This is a genomic window from Maribacter taeanensis, from assembly GCF_047345145.1.
GTDB lineage: Bacteria > Bacteroidota > Bacteroidia > Flavobacteriales > Flavobacteriaceae > Maribacter_C.
Genome location: NZ_JBLFER010000004.1, coordinates 155,898 through 180,427, shown reverse-complemented (window position 1 = coordinate 180,427; position 24,530 = coordinate 155,898). Strand labels below are relative to the sequence as shown.

Sequence of the window (24,530 nt, the reverse complement as noted above, 5' to 3'; positions counted from 1 at the left end):
AGTTGTAATCAATTCGTTGGTTGGTTTGATTTGACTGCAAGAAAGAATTATTTTTTGAGTGCTGTTGTTAACAAAACGATAAATGTGAGTTTAGACTAATAGCAAGAAACACTGTTTTGTTTTTCCTTTATTGAAGTCTTAAAATGACACTCGGATTGTTATTTTAGTTATGGTTCAAGACTTTTTAACTTCTTTCTGAAAGATGTTTTAACGTACTTAGATTTTATAAAAATGCAACTTTCTATTTTAACAAAGTTTAACGTATACTCTGCGCAAGGTTTTGAAATATATGACGTCTAAATATGCAGAAAAGATTTTTAGTTTGTTAGTTTGGTTGAATGATTTCCGGCTGGTTACCGGAAAAAATAACAAAGCTCGGAGCGACAGCTCCGAGCTTTTGTTTTTGAAATTTGTTCTAAGCCTTATAATCATTTTCAATCATTAAAATGAACGTACTTTTTAAGGTTGGCATCTTCACAAATAAAAGATAGATTGCTATTGTAAATGCCTTTATAATCTGAATAAACCTGTCCGCAGTTGGTTTCATTGTAATGATTGATAATGACTAATTTGCCAGCATCTAAAAAGTTTTGCGCTCCCGATTGATCCCACCAATTTTTATCATTGTTGTAAGATTCATAAAGGACCCCATCAAAAGCTGTAGCTTCTTCAGTCATATTCTTAGCCATACACTTCATTCCTTTTTCGTGCACATAATCACACAAGACTTGAAAATAGGAAATAGCTTCAGCTTCAGTAACCTGAAACCCGTAAATGCCTCTGTTGTCCTCATCGTAAGCCCAGTCCATATTATCAAATTCTACCCAATCACAACCCCAAGCAGCAATTTTATCAATACGAGCTTTCATAATTTCTAGAATACCCGTTGTAGTTTGGTTTACAAAAAACTCATCAGGCCATTCACCCCAGGCTTTTGAAACTAGAAATGGTTTGAGTTGTTCATAGTCGTCGCGATAGGTTTCTCCTGTACCAATGCTGATATAGGCACCCACTTCATTTCCGTTTGCTTTCAGAGCTGCAATAGACTCGACGAGATTTTCACCGAATGGATCTACTAAAACATATGAGTTTTTAGCATTGACAAGAATATCGACGATAGCGTCTGCTTCGTAATTTTCTTGATAGGCTTGATTGTAGACAGCTATGGCTGTATTTTGTGTTGAAATGCTATCGTTTTCAATTTGATCTGTATTTTCATTGACTATTTGATCTGAATTGCGCTCACAAGAGCAAAGGAAAAAGAAACAATATATTATGCTAAACAAATTCATTTTCTGCATGTTATTAAGAATAGGAGAAATAGTGATACACATGAATAATGCGTAGGGCTCTATAATAACTAACGGTGATAATTCCCCAATGTGATTTGAATACTGGTTTTATTTGTTTTTAATTAAAAAGGATATCAAGTATGGACTCTTAAGTCTACTTAAGCCAAAAAACAGGCCCGAAGGCCTGTTTTGAAATAGCTAACTCAAATAAAATTGTTTCTATTATCCACCGCAATTTGGATCTACATTTTGAACATTACTTTCGCTATCAACTATTTTATCAAGGGTCATCGTACCTTTTAGGGTAATTACAATGGCATCTGCTTCTATTGCGGTTACAACACCATTAAATCCACTGATATAAAATAGACTTCTTATTTCTTCTCCAGTTAAGGGAACACCGCCGTCTGTACCTTTAACACGCATGCGTTGTGCAAAATTTACTTTAGTGTTAGGATAAAACTGTATTACATCATATACTAAAGAAGCATTTCCAGAAGGTACGGTAACTGTTCTTTCAACTAATAGACTTTGATTATTTGTTATATTTTCACTTTCCCAATTACTATTGGTCTCTGTTGAAGACCAAGAGTGTGAATAATTAGTGGTAGTGCTAAGACCCACACCATACTCCGAACCTAAAATATTAACGGAAAAATCTACATCCAAAGTGGCAGACACCCCAATGGTATTCGAGGTGCTCATAGATAAGCTCTCTTCCCAACCAATGGTGTTCGTAACGGTTTCAGAAAGTGTTACACCAGCACTCTGACTTAAATCGCCACTGCCACAATTTGTGAGAATAGTGTTGTATTTTAACGAGGTTTCTGCTTTTGATAAAATAGGATCCAAAAATGAAGTGCCAATATTGGTCACGCTCCATTCAATATCTGTAGATACAATGCGCCAGGTGCGATCTTCGGCTTCAACCACTCTTTGTATAGGTAAAATTCTTATATCTGGACTTATCGTTAATCCATAGCCGGGTAATTGTTTTATTGGGGTATTATTAACACCTCCTTGAATAATATAACTACCATCGATTTGACGTTCAAATTTAAATTTGAAGGAGTTAAAAACCGGAGAGGCTTCAACTTGAGCAAAGGTTGTTAGATCACTCATTTTAGGTCCAGAATGTAATCCTAATTCAGTAATTTCCCCATTAGGCCTTATAATCCTAACATCACCGACTAGCAAATATCTAGAAGATTCTGTATGCTTTATGGCAAAGGTATTTGGCTCACCAGATATAGGTGTAAAGGTAAAGCTTCGATCAGGTTCGTTACCATTAAATTCAGAAGTATTGGAAGTCATAAGGTCATTAGTACCAAATTCAGGGAGGTATCTCCAAGCCTCGCTACTGGCAGTGCCATCAGTGTTCATGCGCTGAATATAGTATGATGTACCATCACGAAAACTTAAGGTGGTGTTTTCTTCTGTCTCCGCTAGCCCATTCGTATTTGCCGATGTTATTGATGGATTAGGTTGAAATGATACCGTAGTTGGTTCTTGAGTAAAAATAGTATTACCACTGGCATCTTTATATTCGGGTGTAATTTGTACACCCCCAATAAGTTCATCTTTAGCCATATCACTTAAGTTTTCTACAGGTAATTTTAGTTGCCCTAGAAACGAAAATTCATCTAAGGGTACTGTCTCTGTATAATTACCAGTATTAGCGGCAACGTTAATGGTTACTTGGGTAGGTTTATGACCTTTTCGCGCAAGAGGTCTAGCATCTATAATAACCCCTAACTCCCCTTGATAGGCTTCAAAATCATCTTCAGAAATTGTACCTTCAGTTTGGTCTAGCTCTCCAATAGTATCAATGGGGCAACCATCTGTACTACCTGGGGCGGCTTCATTTGGGCACTTATCAATACTATCTACAATACCATCTTTGTCGGTATCGATAACCTCTACCGGCGGTATCACTTCATCTTTGGTACAGCTAACACCGACAATACTGAGGGCTAAAAATAAAATAACAAGTTTCAATAATCTGTTTTGCGTTTTCATAATTTATTTATTTTGTGGTTAAACTTTTAATTTGGTTTTGTGTGACCTACTCGGTTTTGATCTGCAGTACCGAACCGAGCAAGACCACAAAACTTGATTGTTGAACTAACAACACCACAAACCTAGGTCGCACATATCAGGGCATAAAAAAAAGAGGGGAGACAAATGGTATACTCCGCCAAAATAATTCGGAAAACGTAATGTTTACTGGAAGTTCACTAAATGCTCAAAACAGCATTTTCAAGGGAATCGGTGGAAGAAAGCTGCATTTTTTTGCGCAAACGCTGTCGTGCTTTTTTGATTCCAGGAATGGAAATGTTCAAGATATTGGCAATTTCTTTTGAGGAAAGGTTCATTTTCAAAAGAGCCATTAAACGCAATTCATTGGGGGTCACTTCGGGGTATTTTTTGGCGACATTACTATTAAAATCTTTATGCACTTCTTCAAAATAACGTGCGAAATTTTCCCAATTGTTATCGTCTTGCAAATCAAAATTAATGGCGGTTATCAATTGCTGATACCCATTATGAACTTCAGATGTTTTGAGTTCGTTGGCCTTTTGTTTTAGATTTTCAAGGGTTTCGTTCTTTTTGGCAAGTTGCAAAGCCTGGGTGGTGAGTTCTTTCTTTTTGAAATCGAGTTCCGATTTTTTAAAGGCCAATTCGGCATCCATCTTTTCTTTTTCAAGTTTATTTTTCTTTGTTCTTTGACGGAAGCCATAAAACCCGAAACCCAGTGCTAGGGCAGAAAGGCTCAGACCACCGCCCAAAGCTATTTTTTGAAGTCGGCTTACTTTTTCTTTTTCTTCCAAGAGCGTTATTTCGGTTTCTTGCTGGGCAATTTGCTGCTCTTTTTTTTCGGTGTCGTAAATGGCGCGTAATTCTTCTATTTGTTGTGATTTTTCAACGGTAAAGAGACTGTCTTTTATGGTTTCATATGATTTGTAATCATCCATTGCCATCGCTAGTTTATTCTGATTTTCAAAGATTTTCGAACGCAGCTTATAAAAGACGGAGACGGAAGCGGATTCTTTAATGGATTTAGAGATTCTCAGGCCCTTATTTGCAAATTCGAGAGCTGACTTTAAGGAGTTTTTTAGCAACTCAGCCTCCGCTATTTCATATAGTATTCGAGCATGGTCCGATTTTCTTTCATTTTTTTCAGCCAACAACAATGCTGATTTATAATATGAGATTCCTTTATCGTAGTTTTCGGCTTTAACCTCAATGTTTCCCAAAGAAGATAACAATCTTAATTCCGAAACTGGACTATTCATCTCCCTTGCCAAAACAAGACCGATATTGAAATGTTCTTTGGCTTTGGTAGTGTTGTTTAGCCCTAAATATGTGCTACCAAGGTCGGCATGTACGATAGACTGGTAGAATTTATCATTCTGTTCGGTATAAATGTCAAGAGCTTGTTTATAGTTATTAATGGCATTTTGTCGGTTTCCGAGTCCTGATTCAATATCGCCCATTTGGTAAAGTGCGTCTGCATAACGCAGAGGATCGTTTGCGTTTTCGTGGAACTTTAATGCCAATGTGCAATATTCAAGAGCTAGCTTAAAATCTTTCTTATCTGAATATATACCCGCCAAATGCTTGTAATCATTGGCTAATAAAGCGGTGTCTTTTATAATTTTCTCTCTTTCAATGTTCTGTAGCAGGAGTTTTATCGCTAGGTCATCTCTACCATCTTCATCATAAATGATTGCCATGGCTTTGTCCGTATCAATAATGCCTTTTAGGTAGTTTTGCTCTATGAATATTTCTTTGGCTTTCGCAACATAAATGTTATGGGAATCTTTATTACCAATAGTTCTTTGTATATAGGATTTCGCATAATAGGCAGAACCTACTTGCCGTGGTGTGCCATATTCTCTAGCAGCTTTTAGAAGTTTCTCGGCATAACTTTTTGATAATTCGGTATCATTGAACAATACTGATTCATATAAATCATATAACATCTCAACCTTATTGGTATCCTTTGGCATCTCATTATAGATGTTAAGAAGACTATCATGTACCTTGTTTTCTTGGCTTAGAGCCGAAATAGTAAAACAAAGAAAAAATAAGACAGAGAAAAAACTAGTGGTGGTTCTCATATGCCGGGTTTGGTTTTGCGGGGAAGGCTCAAAATATACGATTTTTTTAACATTTTAACAGTTGTTAAAAACCTCTTGTAAATAACCACAAAGAATACTTCTCCAAATTTTCGATTTTGCTATTTTTGCCCATGCAAAACAAAGTCCTGATTCTAGACTTCGGTTCTCAGTATACCCAACTCATTGGTAGACGTGTTCGAGAGCTGAATATTTTCTCTGAAATAAAGCCTTTTAATAACCCCCCAAAAGACCTTTCTGAATATAAGGCTGTCATACTTTCGGGTTCGCCGTATTCGGTACGGGCCGATGATGCGCCGCATCCTGATTTATCAGAAATTAGAGGGAAGAAACCTTTATTGGGCGTTTGCTACGGAGCTCAATATTTGGCTCATTTTAATGGTGGAAATGTTGAAAAGTCAAATACGAGAGAATATGGTAGAGCGAATCTTTCCCATGTAGAAACGGGAAATCCTTTCCTTGAAAATATCAATACAGGAAGTCAAGTTTGGATGAGCCATGCCGATACGATTAAACAGCTTCCTGAAAACACGCAACTTTTAGCAAGTACGCATGATGTTGAAAATGCAGCTTTTAAATTTGATGGGGAAGAAACTTATGGCATACAATTTCATCCTGAAGTATATCATTCCACGGATGGAAAACAATTGTTAGAGAACTTCTTGGTAAACATAGCGGGAATAGAACAAACCTGGACACCCGATGCTTTTGTAGAAACTACGGTTGCAGAACTCAAAGAAAAACTTGGCGATGAAAAAGTGATTTTAGGATTATCAGGGGGAGTAGATTCATCGGTAGCAGCGGTATTATTACATAAAGCGATTGGATCAAACCTGCATTGCATATTTGTAAACAATGGATTACTCAGAAAAAATGAGTTCGATGGCGTATTAAAACAATACGAGGGAATGGGACTCAATGTAAAAGGCGTAGATGCTTCGGCACGCTTTTTGGATGAATTGGCTGGAGAAAGTGATCCGGAGAAAAAAAGAAAAATCATCGGACGCGTATTTGTTGAGGTATTTGATGATGAATCGAAATTGGTGGAAGGCGCAAATTGGTTGGCACAAGGAACGATTTATCCTGATGTTATTGAATCGGTTTCTGCCACTGGCGGACCTTCAGCAACCATAAAGAGTCATCATAATGTAGGTGGATTGCCCGATTATATGAAATTGAAAGTGGTGGAGCCTTTGAAAATGTTATTTAAAGATGAAGTGCGTAGAGTAGGAGCCAGCATGGGATTAGATAAAGAGCTGTTAGGAAGACACCCTTTCCCAGGTCCCGGATTAGCGATACGAATCTTAGGAGATATCACAAGAGAGAAGGTAGCCATTTTGCAAGAAGTAGATCATGTTTTCATTCAAGGTCTCCGTGATTGGGGCTTATATGATAAGGTCTGGCAGGCGGGTGCTATGTTATTGCCTGTCAATAGTGTAGGCGTAATGGGTGATGAACGGACTTACGAAAAATGTGTAGCTTTACGTGCTGTCGAAAGTACAGATGGAATGACGGCTGATTGGGTGAATTTACCTTATGAGTTTTTACAGAAAACATCAAATGATATAATTAATAAAGTCCCTGGAGTGAATCGTGTCGTATATGATATAAGTTCCAAACCACCAGCAACGATAGAATGGGAATAACTATGAATCAAGTTTATAAAAATATAGTATTACTGCTTTTGTTTGTTTTTGTAGGATGCAAAGCAACGGCACAGAAGTTTCTAACGCACCCTGTTAAAAAAGGTGAAACCTTAGAAAGTGTCGCTAAGAAATACAAAGTTACCCCAGCGAATATTTTGAAGTATAATAAAGAGATTCGCGTGGGTCAGGATTTAAAACCCAGTACTATTTTGGTGATTCCGGCGGAAGGCACTGTAGATCAGACGGCACCTAGTACCCCTAATAACCCTAGAACTCCGGCAGCAAAAGACCCTAAAGCTGATCAAGAGGAACCTATTGGTTTTACTTCCCATAAAGTAAAAAAACGCGAGACCTTGTATGGCATTGCGCAACGTTATAATATCACAGAAGAAGATATCAAACGGTATAACCGAGATTTGTATTCTTCTCAGTTGAAGAAGAGGATGGTACTACGAATTCCAAAATACAAGCGTGTTAAGCCCTCGGAAAATATCATAAATGAAGATGACTATGAAACCTATACTGTAGCAGCTAAGGAGACCCGATGGAGTATTGCCCACAAGTATGGTATAACGATAGATAGTATGGTTGTTTTGAATCCTGCGCTTTCAAAAGATGTAAGTTATCTCAGAGAAGGTCAGGAATTAAAAATGCCCAAAAAGGCGGGTTCTAGTGTTCAGAATCAGGTGACTGAGCTTTTTATATCCTATACAGTTCCTCCGAAAATGAACTTTTATCAATTAGAGAAAAAGTTTGGAGTAAAGTCTGACGAGATTGTTCGTTTGAATCCCGAGATAACGGAGCGAGGAGGATTGAAAGAAGATATGGTTATTCGTATTCCGGAACGAAAAGTAGAAACGGGAGAAGTAAATACAGACAATTTTATTTTTTATGAAGTCAAGCCTAAGCAAACTGAATTTTCGTTGACGCGTAAGTTGGGAATATCTTATAGGGAACTATTAGCTTTAAATCCTGATCTTCAAAATGGATTGAAAGCTGGAATGGTTTTAAAACTTCCGAAGGAACAAACGGGTGATTTTGAAGTACGGAACGCTCTGGTCTTAGATAAAATCAATTTACTAGACAGTATTAATGTTGCGAATAAACCGAAGCTACTGTTCTTATTGCCTTTCCGTTCTGATAAAATGGATTCGGAAAACAAGGCTAATACTCGTAAAATGATTCAAAAGCGCACCGATGCTAGCCTAAGTTTGGGTTTGTATTCAGGAGCTTTAATCGCATTAGATTCTCTTGCTGAACTAGGAATTTCGGTAGATGTAAGAACCATAGATAATCAACTAAGCCCATTGAAAACGAAGTCTATTTTAATAGCTGAAGATCTTTCAAATTACAATGCCATTATTGGGCCTTTAGATGTGCCTTCGTTGCAAGAGGTCGCGGTAAGAGCATCTACACACAGAGTGCCTGTAATTGCGCCTATTCCTGCAGATACCAAATTGAGTATGAGTAATGTCTTTTTCTCTTATACTTCTGATGCTATTTTACGTGAAAGAATGCTTGATCATGTTGCCTCAAATAAGGAGGAAGAAAATATTATTGTCATTGCAGATGGAGCGAATACTGAAGCTAAGGATTCGATTATGCTAAAATTTCCTGATGCGAAAATAGTTCCGGTAATAGAAGAAGAAAAGAATATTGGAATTGTTCGTGACAGCCTCGCTGCAAAATTATCTGAGGATCAAATGAATTGGATTTTTGTGGAATCAGGGAACTACAAGTTGATATCGAGTGTAACTTCAATTTTGAATTCATTTCAAAATGCAGCAATTGATCCTGAAGTAAGTAATAAAAAAGTACAGCTTAAGATGTTTACTACGAATAAGAGTAAAGCTTTTGACAATGACGTGATTTCAGGTACGCATTTATCAAATTTAAATTTTACCTATCCATCAGTATATCGCGAAGTTGGTAACGATGTATTCATCAAAAGGTATAAAAAAAGATTTGGCGATACTCCAGACCGATATGCAGTTCGTGGATTTGACCTTACTTATGATCTCGTATTGAAGCTGGCCTATAAGAACAACCTGATGGAAGTATCCAAACTTATTGGAGAGACGGAATATTCTGGGAATAAATTCTCATACGAGAACAACTCTGCATCAGGGTATTTCAATCAAGCATCTTATATCATGTCTTACGAGAAGATGCGTATCAAAGAAGTCAAGTAAAACTAATTTAAGTTCCTTGGGAATAACAAATTACATGCTCGTTTTTCTGGTCTTTGGATTGATGAGTTTTCAACCCGAACAAGATTATGATACCATTCCTTGGAATGCAGATAGACGGCTTACTTGGAAAGATTTTAATGGGAAAGCTCCTTTAAATGCAAGAGCAGCTGCTACAACGGCAAGCGGAATCACATACCGATTTTCTACCTCGGGTACTTCAAATAGTATAGAAGTTGACTTCAAAATCGATACCTTCTTTTACCCCAATAAATCGTGGTATCAGCCTGAACTTTGTGATGAAGTTATTTTAAGTCATGAGCAGTTGCATTTTGATATCTCAGAACTTTATGCCAGAAAAATGAGAAAGCGCTTAGCGGCAGCAACATTTACACATAAAAATGTAAAGGCAAAAGTAAAAGCCATCTACCGAAATATCAATGAAGAGCTAAGTGAGTTTCAAAATCAATATGATAGCGAAACGAATTTTTCTAGGGATAGAGAACAGCAAGCAATTTGGAATGAAAAGATTGCTAAGATGCTTTTGAATTAATTGCTAATTACACATCGCAAATAGTAATCCCTTCCTTTAAAGCTGCAATAGGATCTTCCCAAGTAGGAATAAATTCCTGAGCCACATGACCTTTGAAGTCAGTTGCTACAATAGCTTTCATAATCGCAGGATAATATAATTCTTGAGTTTCGTTGATTTCATTACGACCTGGGTTACCACCGGTATGGTAGTGTCCGAAATATTGATGGTAATCTTGAATGTTACGAATTACATCGCCTTCCATGATTTGCATATGATAAATGTCGTAAAGCAATTTGAAGTTGTCAGAACCAATCGCTTTACAAAGTTCAACACCCCAAAGTGTATGATCGCACATGTAATCTTTATGATCTACCTTAGAATTCAATAATTCCATTTGGATAATAACGCCATATTTTTCAGCTGCGGGAATTATTTTCTTTAATCCTTCCGCACAGTTTTTTAACCCGACTGCATCATCCATTCCATTTCGATTTCCGCTAAAACAAATGAGATTGGTGTAACCAGCAGCAGCCACTTTTGGAATCATTTCGATATAATTCTTTATCAAAGTTTCATGATATGTTGTATCACACCAGCCTTCTGTCAAACTAATTTCAGCTCCCCAGCACATGGAAGCGTGAATACCATATTTTTTCATGAGAGGCCAATCTTCAGGACCCGTCAAGTCCATAGCCTTCATGCCCAAGTCATTCAGGTTTTTGAGAAACTCTTCCATAGGAATCTTACTATAACACCATCTACAGGCACTATGGTTAATATTACCTTTGAGCTCTGCAGTTTTTTGTTCATTAGACGGCATTGCTGTGCTAGTTTTGCACGCCAGTAGTCCGACCGAAGCAGCAGCTGATGTACCTATGAAGTTTCTTCTTTTCATCTTTATATTGTATTACATTTACCCAAGATAATTCATTGCGCATTTTTGTCCAATTCCTTGGATTTTTGCCCCTCCCTAAAGGGTGAATCCATAAAATCTTCATTTCATCCTTTAGGATTACAGGCAAGGATTGAAGATTTTAGGTTAAATGGACAAAAGTTTCTAAAATAGGCAACAGGTTAAAGATATATTTTTTTAAATAAAGCATGAATGTAAGTCCTGATAAAGATAAACTGATTGAATTAGCACATTACCGTATGCCTTTTGGTAAGTATAAGGGGCGTTATTTGGTAGATTTGCCAGAACCGTATTTGGTTTGGTTCAATCAAAAAGGTTTCCCTGATGGAAAGCTTGGCATGCTCTTAAAATCAATGCACGAAATCAAAGTAAACGGACTTGAACCGTTGATACGTAGGGTACAAAAAGATTTTCCGCCTAAGAAGTACTGATTTCCTATTGCAATTTGTATCTTTGAATCCCGTAACACAGAAGTCGATTCATGTCAAAGACCAAGTATATATTCGTTACGGGAGGCGTTACTTCATCTCTTGGAAAAGGTATCATTGCAGCCTCTTTAGCAAAATTGCTACAAGCGCGCGGATATCGAACAACAATTCAAAAATTAGACCCTTACATTAATGTAGACCCGGGTACATTGAACCCCTATGAGCATGGCGAGTGTTACGTGACCCATGATGGCGCCGAAACTGATTTGGATTTAGGTCACTACGAAAGATTTTTGAATGTAAAGACTTCACAAGCGAATAATGTTACTACAGGAAGAATCTACCAGAGTGTTATTGAAAAAGAACGCCGTGGTGAATTTTTAGGGAAGACGGTTCAAGTAGTACCTCACATTACGAACGAAATAAAAGAACGTGTTCAGCTGCTTGGAAATAGTGGTGATTACGACATTGTTATTACCGAAATTGGGGGAACAGTAGGTGATATTGAATCTCTCCCTTATATAGAAGCGGTGCGACAGTTGCTTTGGGAATTGGGTGATCACAATGCTATTGTTGTCCATTTGACACTTGTACCTTATTTATCTGCTGCGGGAGAATTGAAGACAAAGCCCACGCAGCATTCCGTCAAAACTTTGATGGAAAGTGGAATCAAAGCTGATATTCTAGTTTGTAGAACTGAGCATGAAATTTCTGATGAAAAGAAAGAAAAGCTGGCGCTTTTTTGCAATGTGAAGCGTGAAGCGGTCATTCAATCGATAGATGCATCAACAATTTATGATGTTCCCATCTTAATGCAAGAAGAAGGCCTTGATACGGTTGCTCTTGAAAGATTAGCCTTGTCAGATAAAAAAGCTCCTGACCTTGAACAGTGGAAAAAATTTCTGAAACGGCATAAAAATCCGAAGCACGAGGTTGAAATTGGTTTGATAGGAAAATACGTCGAACTACAAGATTCCTATAAGTCTATTTTAGAATCTTTTATTCATGCTGGTGCTGCCAATCAGGTAAAAGTAAATGTGAGATTTATCCATTCAGAACATTTGAACATGGGTAATATCGAGAAAAAATTGGCCGGACTAAATGGAATACTTGTAGCGCCAGGTTTTGGAGAGCGCGGTATTGAGGGTAAAATAAAAGCAGTGCGTCATACAAGGGAAAATAACATTCCTTTTTTAGGTATATGCTTGGGAATGCAAATGGCAGTCATTGAATATTCAAGAACTGTTCTTGGTCTCTCAAAAGCGAATTCTACCGAGATGAATCAAAAAACTACTGCACCTGTCATTAATTTAATGGAAGAGCAGAAATCTGTAACCAATAAAGGTGGAACGATGCGATTAGGAGCATGGGATTGTGCTTTGAAAAAAGGAAGTCTTGCTTCGAAGGTTTATCAGGGGGCTCTAGATATTTCTGAAAGACACCGTCATCGCTATGAGTTCAACAATGACTACAAAGAGAAATTAGAAGAAGTAGGCATGCTTGCGACAGGTATCAACAAAGAAACGGGACTTGTAGAGATCGTTGAGGTTCCAAGTCACCCTTGGTTCATTGGTGTGCAGTATCATCCCGAATATAAGAGTACGGTTGCTAATCCGCATCCGCTTTTTGTTGGCTTTGTGAAAGCGGCATTAAAGCATAAAAAATCAACAAACTAATGCCACTATGGCATAAAAAGCACAATTGGGCATATATTTGCGTGTTTTGAGCTAGATTCAGAATATTAAAAATCAAATAGTTACCAAATCACATTTTATTTAGATGGAGGAAAAGAAATTAGATTTAAATTCTATAATCGGCTTCGTGCTTATTTTTGCGATACTTGTTTTTATGTTTTGGCAGAACAAGCCAACCCCCGAAGAAATAGAAGCTGAAAAAGCAAAACAGGAACAGGTAGAAGCGCAACAAAAGGCTGATGAAAACAAAGTTCAAGAGAATGCGGTTACCGAAGCTGCACCGATAAATCTTCAAGATTCTACAGCAGTTGCTAACTATAAAAGTAATATAGGCGCTTTTGGTTTTACAAGCCCATCAGAAGAGACCTCAATTTTAGAAAATGATTTGGTGTACCTAGAGATTAGCAACAAGGGTGGTCAAATCATTGAAGCTCGAATGAAGCAGTATCATACCTATGATTCTATACCAATATATATGGTAAAGGATGGCAATGCTCACTTCGGACTTAACTTCTCTACTTCTGACAACCGAGTTTTGAATACCAAAGATTTGTATTTCGAGTCTAGTATGTCTCAAAATGGTGAGAACAAGGTTTTATCAATGAAAGCAAAGGTGTCTTCAAATAAATATTTGGAGTATCGCTACGAGATGAAACCTAATGATTATCTGGTTGATTTTAACGTACGCTCTCAGGGACTTAGTGATGTTATTAATTCAAGTCAGCCCATTGCTTTAGAATGGAAGTTGAAAGGTATCCGTCATAACAAAAGTATTACTTATGAGAATCGCTATACACGTTTGACCTATAATCATGAAGATGATGATATTGATAAACTCTCAGAGGGAAGTGACGATGAAGAGTCAGAAACCGATATCAAATGGTTGTCATACCGACAGCATTTCTTTAGTTCGATTTTAGCGAATAAAGACCGTTTTGATTCGGCTGAACTATCTTCTGTAAACTTAGTAGAAGAAGAAAGTAGAACCTTTGGTTTTACCAAAGAATATACCTCTATAATTCCTTTGAAAGCTGAAGGAGGAGAACTTTCTGAAAACATGCACTGGTATTATGGACCTACAGATGTTGAAACATTCTCGAAATATGAAGATTTAGGTTTGGTTGATTCTATTCCTTTCGGATGGGGAATCTTCGGATGGATCAATAGATACATTTTTACTCCTTTCTATTCTTTCTTAAGTGGAATTTTCCCGTATGGAATTGCCATTGTAATTATGACAATTTTAGTTCGTTTGGCAATGTCTCCTGTTACCTATAAATCATATTTGTCACAGGCGAAGATGAAAGTTTTGAAACCCGAAATCACCGAACTAGGGGAGAAGTATAAAGATAATGCCATGAAGAAGCAGCAGGAAACCATGAAGCTTTATGGCAAAGCGGGCGTAAGTCCCATGAGTGGTTGTATACCAGCATTTTTGCAAATGCCTATTTTCTATGCACTCTTCATGTTCTTCCCGACTTCTTTTGCATTGCGTCAAAAGTCGTTCTTATGGGCAGATGATTTATCTTCTTTTGATACGATTTATCAATTCCCAGAAGGTTTTTCTATTCCTTTCTATGGAGATCATATTAGTCTGTTTCCAATTTTGGCCTCTGTTGCTATCTTCTTCTATATGATGATGACAACAGGACAGAATATGCCCACCCAACCCGGTATGCCTAATATGAAGTTCATCATGTACTTAATGCCTTTTATGATGTTGTTTTTCTTCAACAACTACGCAAGTGGATTGAGTTTGTACTATTTCGTATCAAACTTGATTACGATCGGTATCATGTTGGTGATCAAGAACTTTATTTTGGACAATGATAAGATACATGCCCAAATTCAGGAGAATAAAAAGAAACCTAAAAAGGAAAACAAGTTCCAGAAGAAAATGCGTGAGATGATGGAGCAGGCTGAAGCGCAAAAGAAGAAGTAATCCTAAATTATTATATCACAAACAACTAAAACCTCTGTATTTACAGAGGTTTTAGTTGTTTTAACCCATTTTTGTGCATTTCATCGATAATAATAAGACTTTCAGTACGTTAGGTATAAAGATTATTAGCTTTAATACAACAAAACAACCAAAAAAAGTTATATTTTTCGACCAAACCAGCATCTATAGATATAGACTTCTACTTTAAATTCTTCCCCCGATTAGTAAATATTCCAGAGTCAAGGTTAGTCCTTTGTTATTCCTTTTTTTAATTCGATGTTGATATTATAAGATGCCCACAGTCTTACATATTCAATATATACTACTTATATAGTTATGGTAAAGTTTGACCTAACCAAAAAAACTTCACCATGGGGAATTTTACGCCTATTTTTTCGAAAACCATTTTGTCTTCGAATTTTGAATCACCAGAAAATGTCGCTGATTTAAACTTAAAAAAACTGAAAGTTCGAAATGTAAATTTCAGAAACAGAGCTTTCAAGCTAACTACAGCTTTACTCTTCTTAATTTTTACTGCCCTTCCTTTTTCTAGCTTTTCTCAGCAGATGGATTTGAGAGGGAACTCGGAGTACACTGCTGGTCAATGTCCTGCGAATGATATTGAGATACTTAGTGCGATGGTCGAACTAGGTACCCCATGTAACGATTGTGTTCCAGGCTCTATGATTACCGGAGATTTAATTATTACCGTACGGCATGGGACAAACAGTCCGAATAGATTTTTGGCTGTCATGGGTGATTTGACCGAGACTTTACCAGGAGGAGGTAGCACCATGAGTACTTTTGCTGAATGTTCAGGTCCGCTCGAGACTCAGAATAATGGAAATAGTGGAATTCAGGAATTAAATTTTGGACAGGTTACCTTCATGTGTGGAAGTGAGCTGGTATTAGACAATATTTTATTGGTTTGGACCGCTGCGAATGGGGAATGCCCCGTAACACCGGCGAACAACCCGAATGGTAAATATTGCTACGCAAATCCAACTATAAATATTACGCCCCCATTGAATGCAATGGCGTCTGCGTCTTGTACAACTGGTAATAACGTAGATGTAGACCTTACCGTACAGGGCGGGGTTATGCCTTTTACATATGCGTGGTCTAATGGAGCAACGACAGAAGATTTGAGTAATGTTGCACCTGGTACATACACCGTAGTAGCTATAGGAGCTGATGGATGTACAGCGACTACAAGTATTGTCGTAGGACCCGCCTTGTCGTCAAGCAGCACAAAAACCGATGTATTATGCTTTGGAGAAACAACAGGATCCATAGATTTAACGGTTTCTGGAGGAGTCATGCCCTATATGTATTCTTGGGACAATGGTGCCAGCACAGAAGATTTATCAGGACTTGCAGCAGGAACCTATATAGTCACAGTTACCGACGGACTTGGTTGTGAGATTACGGAAAGTGTAACAATTACAGAAGCTACCGAATTAACATGTAGTGTTGTTCAAGATAATCCTGCGAGCAGTGGCAATAACGACGGAGAAGCAACGGTGACTCCTTCTGGCGGAACCGCACCCTATACTTATTTATGGGACAATGGTGAGACTACTCAGACCGCCACAACTTTGAATGGAGGTTTACATACCGTTACCGTGACCGATGATAACGGATGCGAAAGAACTTGTGAGGTTACTATTCAAGAACTTGATCCATTAGAATGTAACGTCGCTCTAGTCCAAGACGAGCAGTGTTTTGGAGACGAGGATGGCAGCGCAACGGCGAACCCAGTAGGTGGGGTAGCTCCTTTTACCTATTTATGGGATAATGGCGAGACCACTCAAACGGCAACAGGCTTAGCGCAAGGTTTACATACAGTTACGGTAACTGACGTTAATGGTGCGACTACGGATTGTGAGATGACCATCGGTGGTCCAGCAGCAGTATTATCCGGGAGTGCGGTAGCAACAGATGTATTGTGTTTTGGTGAGTTGACCGGTTCAGTAGATCTGACAGTCACAGGAGGAACAACAACGTATACATATTTATGGAGTAACGGAGCAACTACTGAAGATTTAGCGGATGTAGCAGCTGGTACTTATGACGTAACGATAACGGATGCAAATGGATGTGAGACTACGGCTAGCGCTACGGTGAATCAGCCAATGGCAGCATTATCCGGAAGTGCGGTAGCAACAGATGTATTGTGTTTTGATGAGTTGACTGGTTCAGTAGATCTGACAGTCACAGGAGGAACAACAACGTATACATATTTATGGAGTAACGGAGCAACTACTGAAGATTTAGCGGATGTAGCAGCTGGTACTTATGACGTAACGATAACAGATGCAAATGGATGTGAAACTACGGCTAGCGCTACGGTGAATCAGCCAATGGCAGCATTGACTTGTAGTATTATATTAGATAGCGGTGTTTCGATTAATGGTGCAAGTGATGGTAGAGCAACTGTTACGGCAGTAGGCGGTACGGTAGGTTATACGTATGCATGGGATAATGGTGAGACTACAGAACAAGCAACAGCATTAGATGCAGGATTACATATAGTAACGGTAACAGACGCAAACGGTTGTGAGACTGAATGTGAGGTAACAGTAACTCAACCAGATGTTCTTTCTTGTGGGGTTATCTTAGTCCAAGACGAGCAGTGTTTTGGAGACGAGGATGGCAGCGCAACGGCGAACCCAGTAGGTGGGGTAGCCCCTTATACATATCTATGGGACAATGGAGAAACAGATCAAACGGCAACAGGCTTAGCGCAAGGTTTACATACAGTTACTGTAACTGACGCTAATGGTGCGACTACGGATTGTGAGATCACCATCGGTGGTCCGGCAGCAGCATTATCATCATCAACCACTCAAGTAGATGTGCTTTGTTTTGGAGATACAACTGGTTCCATTGATTTAACAGTAGCAGGTGGAACAACAGCATATACGTATTTATGGAGTAATGGAGCAACTTCGGAGGATTTAGCTGATGTAGCAGCTGGTACTTATGATGTAACGATAACGGATGCAAATGGATGTGAAACTACTGCTAGCGCTACAGTGAATCAGCCAATGGCAGCATTATCTGGAAGTGCAGTAGCAACAGATGTATTATGTTTTGGTGAGTTGACCGGTTCAGTAGATCTAACAGTCACAGGAGGAACAACAGCATATACGTATTTATGGAGTAACGGAGCAACTACGGAAGATTTAGTGGATGTAGCAGCTGGTACTTATGACGTAACGATAACAGATGCAAATGGATGTGAGACTACGGCTAGTGCAACTGTGAATCAGCCAATGGCAGCATTGACTTGTAGTATTATATTAGATAGCGGTGTTTCGATTAATGGTGCAAGTGATGGTAGAGCAACTGTTACGGCAGTAGGCGGTACGGCAGGTTATACGTATGCATGGGATAATGGTGAGACTACAGAACAAGCAACAGCATTAGATGCAGGATTACATATAGTAACGGTAACAGACGCAAACGGTTGTGAGACTGAATGTGAGGTAACAGTAACTCAACCAGATGTTCTTTCTTGTGGGGTTATCTTAGTTCAAGACGAGCAGTGTTTTGGAGACGAGGATGGAAGTGCCACGGTGAACCCGGTAGGTGGGGTAGCTCCTTTTACCTATTTGTGGGATAATGGCGAGACCACTCAAACGGCAACAGGCTTAGCGCAAGGTTTACATACAGTTACTGTAACTGACGCTAATGGTGCGACTACGGATTGTGAGATCACCATCGGTGGTCCAGCAGCAGCATTATCATCATCAACCACTCAAGTAGATGTGCTTTGTTTTGGAGATACAACTGGTTCCATTGATTTAACAGTAGCAGGTGGAACAACAACTTATGCGTTCCTATGGAGTACTGGTGAGACAACAGAAGATATTAATGGACTAACGGCGGGCACTTATAATGTAACGATTACAGATGCAAATGGTTGCGAGACAACAGACAGTGTTACCATCACCCAGCCCGATGCAGCCTTATCATCTTCAACTACTCAGATAGATGTACTTTGTTTTGGAGATGCAACAGGTTCGATTGATCTAACGGTATCAGGAGGTACTTCTGCCTATACCTTCTTATGGAGTAATGGTGCTACAACAGAAGATTTGAGTGGATTAACAGCTGGCACATACGATGTAACAATAACAGATGCAAATGGTTGTGAGACCACAAATAGTGTTACGATTACCGAACCAGCTATGGAATTAATCTGTAGTGTAACACTTGATATGGGAGTGTCAGTAAACGGTGCTAGTGATGGAGTGGCAACGGTGACTCCAACTGGTGGAACTGCTGACTATACCTATTTATGGGATAATAACGAAACTACCCAGACGGCAACCACTTTAAACGCTGGTCTACACACGGTAACAGTAACAGATGCGAATGGTTGTGAAACTACTTGCGAAGTTACCATCCCAGAACCTGATCAGCTAGTTTGTAATGTTTCGCTTGATGTAAACGTAAGTTGTAATGGAGCTAGTGATGGGGTTGCCACGGTAACTCCGATGGGAGGTGTAGCGCCTTTTAGCTATTTATGGGATAATGGAGAAATAACGGAAACGGCAATTAATTTAAATACAGGTTTGCATAGTGTTACTGTCACTGATGCTAATGGTGCGGAAACTTCTTGCGAGGTGACCATTTCGGAGCCCGCAGAATTGACATGTACCGTTATGTTAGATAGTGGAGTAAATATTAATGGTGGTGCCGATGGTGCGGCAACAGTAAATCCAGTAGGAGGAACTGCAGACTATACCTATTTATGGGACAACGGAGAAACGACACAAACTGCAACTACTTTAAACGCAGGATTACATACAGTAACTGTTACCGATGCAAATGGTTGTGAAACTACTTGTGATGTTACCGTAACAGAACCCGATGCCTTGAGTTGCAGTATTGACTTAGTAAGTGATGTAACCTGTAATGCTGGTGATGACGGCTCGGCAACTGCCAGTCCACTAGGTGGCGTAGCTCCTTTTACCTATTTATGGGATAATGGTGAAATTGGCATGACCGCTAACTCTCTTACGGCAGGATTACATATAGTAATGATTACTGATGCCAATGGAGCTCAGACAAGTTGTGAAATAACTATTATAGAGCCTGAAGCACCAAACGCTGGTGAAGATAATACGGCAAGAGTGTGCGATGGTACTATTGTTGATCTTTCCATGCTAGTGTCTGAAATTGGAGGTTCTTTCTCAGATCCTGCAAATAGTGGTGGACTCAGCGGTACTAGTTTTGATACTAGCGGTTTGGGATTAGGCAGTTATGATATTATTTATACCGTGGAGGGGGCAACTCCAAATTGCCCAGTTGATACGGCAACTATAACTGTAATCGTTGACACTCTTGCGGATGCGGGTGCGGACAACGAAACAACAGTTTGTGATGGCGAAGTGGTAGATTTGACCGCTTTAGTAAGTATTATGGGTGGATCTTTTTCAGACCCAGGATTATCTGGCGGACTGAATGGAAGTGATTTTGATACTACAGGACTTTCTCCAGGAAGCTATGATTTAAGCTATACTGTTGGAAGTGGGAACCAAAACTGCCCAGACGATACAGCTACGATTACAATCAATGTAGATGTGCCAAACGACGCAGGATTGGATAACAGCACAGAAGTATGTGAAAGTACAGTTGTAGATCTTGGCGCATTGGTAAGTGTTCAAGGAGGTGTCTTCATGGATCCGGGAATGACCGGCGGACTTAATGGAAGCAGTTTCGATACTACTGGATTAACTCCCGGGAATTACGATATCACTTACACGGTAAGTAGCGGTAATACTTGTCCCGATGACACATCAACGATCACGATTTCTGTTTTGGAAGACATTATAGATAAATCATGTGAGGTTCTAGATATTGATTTATGTAATCCCGATGATGGAAATTCCTATAATTTCTATTGGAGAGGAATGAACACTACCCCAGCTGGATCATCTTTTTTCTCACAGAATGCAACACACTCTTTGAACTTTACGGAATTTACAGATGGTACTGCGTTAATTGAAGGATCTACACAGGTCGGAACTTGTTCCGCTCAGCTCTATATCGTACTAAAAGATTTAAAAGATTGGAATCAATGGAGCGCAGATGGTGGAGATTTTAAACCACAAGGCTGTAATCGCAATGCCCTAGTCAAAGAAAATTTACGATATTATGTGGTTGATGAAACTCAGAGTACCGTAACTACATCTGGTGGAGATTGCCTTGAACAAGGCACCTTCATTGTTTCGCAACGTCCAGATCCTAATGATCCAAACACGCCAAATCTAGGTGTTCATATTGGACCAGGTGGAGCGCTTTGGGATTCCGATACTTCTGCCGAAGGATTAGCAGGTTGGGCTTTTATGGGTCCACAAGGGGATGAGCAAAAATGGCAAATAGATTTCAATTTCCATATTGATTGTAAAGATGAAACTGGTTGTGAGCCTCAAAGTGATCTTGAATGTACTATCAATACAAGCGTGGATAATGTAAGTTGTTACGGAGGTAATGATGGTTCAGCTACTGTAATTCCAGTAGGAGGAACCGCACCTTATACGTATCTATGGGATAACGGAGAGACAGCAGCAACAGCAACTATGCTTATGGCAGGAAGTCATACCGTAATAGTTTATGATTCGGATGGAAATAAAACTGATTGTAGCATTGACATTGAAGAACCTAAAGAATTTGTTTGTAAGACCAATGTAGTGAATGGAGTAGGTGCTGATGGGGCAAATGATGGTTCTGCAACGGTTACTGCTGAAGGAGGTACTGCGCCATATGTGTACCAATGGGACAATGGTGAAACTGTTTCTACCGCTGTTATGCTTTCAGCTGGTAATCATAGTGTTAAGCTTATTGATGCTAACGGATGCGAAACAGTTTGTAATGTAGATATTCCAGAAGCCGAATCTTTCACTTGTGAAGTAGTCGCAGATCAAGAAAATGTTTCTTGTGCAGATGGTACTGATGGAAGTGCAACTGTTAATCCGTTAGGAGGGGTGGCACCTTATAGCTTCTTATGGGAAAATGGAGAGACCTCAGCAACGGCCACCTCCCTCAAAGCAGGACTGCATACAGTAACTGTAACGGACGCAAATGGCAGACATACAACCTGTGAAATTTTAATCGGAGAACCAGATGAACTTACATGTACTGCCTCTGTTTTTAGTGGAATAACTTTCAATGGAGGAGAAGATGGTGCAGCAACTGTTGCCCCAAGCGGAGGTACTGCCCCGTATACCTTTCTATGGGACAATGGAGAAACTACTGCAATGGCTGAATCTCTAGATGCAGGTTTGCATACGGTGACAGTAACAGATGCAAATGGTTGCATAACCAGCTGCGAAGTCACTTTAATGGAGCCAGAAATTCTTTCTTGTATGGTAGAAAAAATAAGTGATGCGCTTTGTTTTGATGGTGAAGACGGTTCTGCTCAGGTGATGGTTGATGGAGGTACACCGCCTTATACTTATAATTGGGATAATGGAGAGGATATTCAAACTGCTGTTGCTCTTAGTATAGGAACGCATACTGTAATGGTTATTGATAACAACGGTGTTCAAACAACTTGTGAGATATTGATCGAGGGTCCCTCTGAAATAATTTCGACTGCAACTTTAGTTTCCGAAGTAACCATAAATGGTGAGAGTGATGGTTCAGCCTCTGCTAGTGCATCAGGAGGTACAGCTCCTTACACTTATTTATGGGACAATGGAGAAACCACTCAAACGGCCACTATGCTAACCGCCGGAATTCACTCGGTAAAAGTTATAGATGCAAATGGTTGTGAAACTGTTGCGGAGGTAATGATACCAACTCCCGATGCACTTATGTGCTCTATTTCAATAGAGAATAGTGTGCTTTGCCATGGAGGAAGTGATGGTAGTGCAATAGTAACGCCAATAGGCGGAGTAGCCCCTTATACCTATTTATGGGATAATGGAGAAACTAACGAGACCGCGGCAGGACTGGATGTAGGAATACATGCTGTGACAGTAACAGATGCCAATGGTGCGGAAACAACCTGTGATATTACAATTGAGGAACCACTCATGTTAACTGCGGAGGCTATTGAGGTGAATGCGGTTAGCGAAATAGGTGAAACCGATGGGATTGCTTCGGTAACAGCAAATGGAGGAACGCCTCCCTATACCTATTTATGGGATAATGGTGAAACCACGCAAATGGCAAGTATGCTTTCTTCAGGAATGCACACGGTAACAGTTACTGATGCCAATGGTTGTGAAGCGGAAGCCGAGGTGACTATTACAGAACCGGGCGTCTTTAGTTGTGAGATTACATTGGTAAATCATGTTAGCTGCAAAGACGGTACTGATGGAAGTGCTACAGCAACACCAATGGGTGGTACAGCTCCATATACCTTTTTATGGTGTACAGGGGAAACCGGACAAACGGCAACTGCTTTGCCAGCTGGAGGTCATTGGGTGACAATTACAGATGCTAATGGAAGAGAAACGACTTGTCAAATAACAATCGAGGAACCTGAGGAATTAGGGTGTTCAATTACAGATATAGTCAATAGTAATGAAGGAGAAAGCAATGGAGAGGCAACAGTGAATCCTTCGGGTGGAACTGCACCTTACACGTATTTATGGAACGATGCCTTGGGGCAAACCACAGCTACAGCGACAGGACTAGCACCAGATAATTATGAGGCGGTAGTGACTGATGCAAATGGCTGTGAAACTTTATGTACTGTGAAGATTGAAGAAATTCCCGATGGTGGTCCGACAACGGGTTGCGAAACAGCTTTTGCTTATTACGAAACCGCCAACACTTGTTTTATAGATGATGGATTTAATCGTTGGGGATGGACTAACTTCTTTGCAGATGAAGGAGACTATCTTTTAGATTTATATTCAGGAGCTGGTCAATGTGATTTGACTAAAGGAGAAAAATCGGGGAACGTAAAGGTCGATTACAATGGTGGAATGGTAAAAGTTACCATTGAACTTTTAAGTGGATTTGTAATGACAGAAGCCCAACTATACGTTGGAGGTGTCAAATATCCGACTAAGAATAATGGACAGTCAACAGTTGCTCCAGGTCAATATCCTTCTAATTCAGGAGCTTTAAATGATGTTAGCATCTATGAATTTGACCCGATTGACGTTAGTCATATTAATGGTGGTATTTATATAATTGTTCATGCAGTGACTTGCAAGAAATCTAATAAAACGAATATAGTTACCAAAACCTCAATCACTCCATATCCAATGACATTTAAAAATGATTTGAATCTTAATGTAGAGATTCCTTACGATGCTAGGTTAAAGGTTGAAATTTTTGATGTCAATGGCAGACGCGTTCTAACAAAGAAAAATATGGACGTCAAGGCAGGTTCCAACAACATTTATATTAATGCCAGCGGTCTTTCACCTGATTTATACTTTTTAGTACTTTATACTGGAAAGGAGAAAATTACCAAGAAACTAATCTCTGTAAAATAGGTCTTCTTGTTTTTATATAAAAAAAAGCCCTGACAGAAATGTCAGGGCTTTTAGCATTAAGTAGGTTAAGTATGGTAAGATTTGGGACTCCAAAGATGCTGTATTATTTCACTTAAAAAAAAACTTAGTTGTCAAGTTCTCTTTTTTGTATGCTAAGTTATCTTAAAATGATGTTTGATTTTTTTAAGGTACTTGCATGTAGGTGATTTTAAAATCAAAAACTTCCCAACACGAATTTCCAAAGAGAATTGCGCATTGAGAAGTTTAGAACAACTAACC

Annotated in this window: 11 protein-coding genes; 7 read left to right on the top strand and 4 right to left on the bottom strand. The window is 39.2% G+C overall.

Annotation, left to right across the window (positions count from 1 at the left end; genetic code table 11):
- Positions 1–434: 434 nt before the first annotated feature.
- The 3 genes from ACKWCD_RS14145 to ACKWCD_RS14135 form a co-directional block, all read right to left on the bottom strand.
- Positions 435–1,292 (bottom strand): endo alpha-1,4 polygalactosaminidase, encoded by an 858-nt coding sequence (locus ACKWCD_RS14145; protein ID WP_413984611.1) that lies wholly within the window; start codon positions 1,290–1,292, stop codon positions 435–437.
- Positions 1,293–1,514: 222 nt separating this feature from the next.
- Positions 1,515–3,311 carry a hypothetical protein gene (locus ACKWCD_RS14140; RefSeq protein WP_413984610.1) on the bottom strand — a complete coding sequence of 599 codons (1,797 nt, stop codon included), beginning with the start codon at positions 3,309–3,311 and terminating at the stop codon, positions 1,515–1,517.
- 218 nt (positions 3,312–3,529) lie between these two features.
- Positions 3,530–5,416 carry a tetratricopeptide repeat protein gene (locus tag ACKWCD_RS14135; protein WP_413984609.1) on the bottom strand — a complete coding sequence of 629 codons (1,887 nt, stop codon included), beginning with the start codon at positions 5,414–5,416 and terminating at the stop codon, positions 3,530–3,532.
- Between the two features lie 131 nt (positions 5,417–5,547).
- Here ACKWCD_RS14135 and guaA point away from each other — a divergent pair, with 131 nt between their 5' ends.
- The 3 genes from guaA to ACKWCD_RS14120 are packed head-to-tail and all read left to right on the top strand — an operon-like array spanning position 5,548 to position 9,822.
- Positions 5,548–7,080, top strand: a complete 1,533-nt coding sequence (gene guaA, locus ACKWCD_RS14130; RefSeq protein WP_413984608.1) for a glutamine-hydrolyzing GMP synthase — start codon at positions 5,548–5,550, stop codon at positions 7,078–7,080.
- A 2-nt stretch (positions 7,081–7,082) separates the two neighbouring features.
- Positions 7,083–9,272, top strand: a complete 2,190-nt coding sequence (locus tag ACKWCD_RS14125) for a LysM peptidoglycan-binding domain-containing protein (RefSeq protein ID WP_413984607.1) — start codon at positions 7,083–7,085, stop codon at positions 9,270–9,272.
- 16 nt (positions 9,273–9,288) lie between these two features.
- Positions 9,289–9,822, top strand: coding sequence for a DUF922 domain-containing protein (locus tag ACKWCD_RS14120; protein ID WP_413984606.1), 534 nt, complete (start codon positions 9,289–9,291; stop codon positions 9,820–9,822).
- 7 nt (positions 9,823–9,829) lie between these two features.
- On the opposite strand, the gene ACKWCD_RS14115 is transcribed toward ACKWCD_RS14120, so the two are convergent.
- The gene (locus ACKWCD_RS14115; RefSeq protein WP_413984605.1) at positions 9,830–10,699 is read right to left on the bottom strand and encodes a hydroxypyruvate isomerase family protein; all 870 of its coding nucleotides are present in this window, start codon (positions 10,697–10,699) and stop codon (positions 9,830–9,832) included.
- Positions 10,700–10,905: 206 nt separating this feature from the next.
- Here ACKWCD_RS14115 and ACKWCD_RS14110 point away from each other — a divergent pair, with 206 nt between their 5' ends.
- The 4 genes from ACKWCD_RS14110 (at position 10,906) to ACKWCD_RS14095 (ending at position 24,251) form a co-directional block, all read left to right on the top strand.
- Positions 10,906–11,148: a DUF3820 family protein gene (locus ACKWCD_RS14110; RefSeq protein WP_413984604.1), complete on the top strand. Its 243-nt coding sequence runs from the start codon at positions 10,906–10,908 to the stop codon at positions 11,146–11,148.
- 50 nt (positions 11,149–11,198) lie between these two features.
- Complete coding sequence (locus ACKWCD_RS14105; protein WP_413984603.1) at positions 11,199–12,821, top strand: CTP synthase; 1,623 nt, start codon at positions 11,199–11,201, stop codon at positions 12,819–12,821.
- Positions 12,822–12,924: 103 nt separating this feature from the next.
- Complete coding sequence (yidC, locus tag ACKWCD_RS14100; protein WP_413984602.1) at positions 12,925–14,781, top strand: membrane protein insertase YidC; 1,857 nt, start codon at positions 12,925–12,927, stop codon at positions 14,779–14,781.
- Positions 14,782–15,152: 371 nt separating this feature from the next.
- Positions 15,153–24,251 carry a T9SS type A sorting domain-containing protein gene (locus ACKWCD_RS14095; RefSeq protein WP_413984601.1) on the top strand — a complete coding sequence of 3,033 codons (9,099 nt, stop codon included), beginning with the start codon at positions 15,153–15,155 and terminating at the stop codon, positions 24,249–24,251.
- Positions 24,252–24,530: the final 279 nt, after the last annotated feature.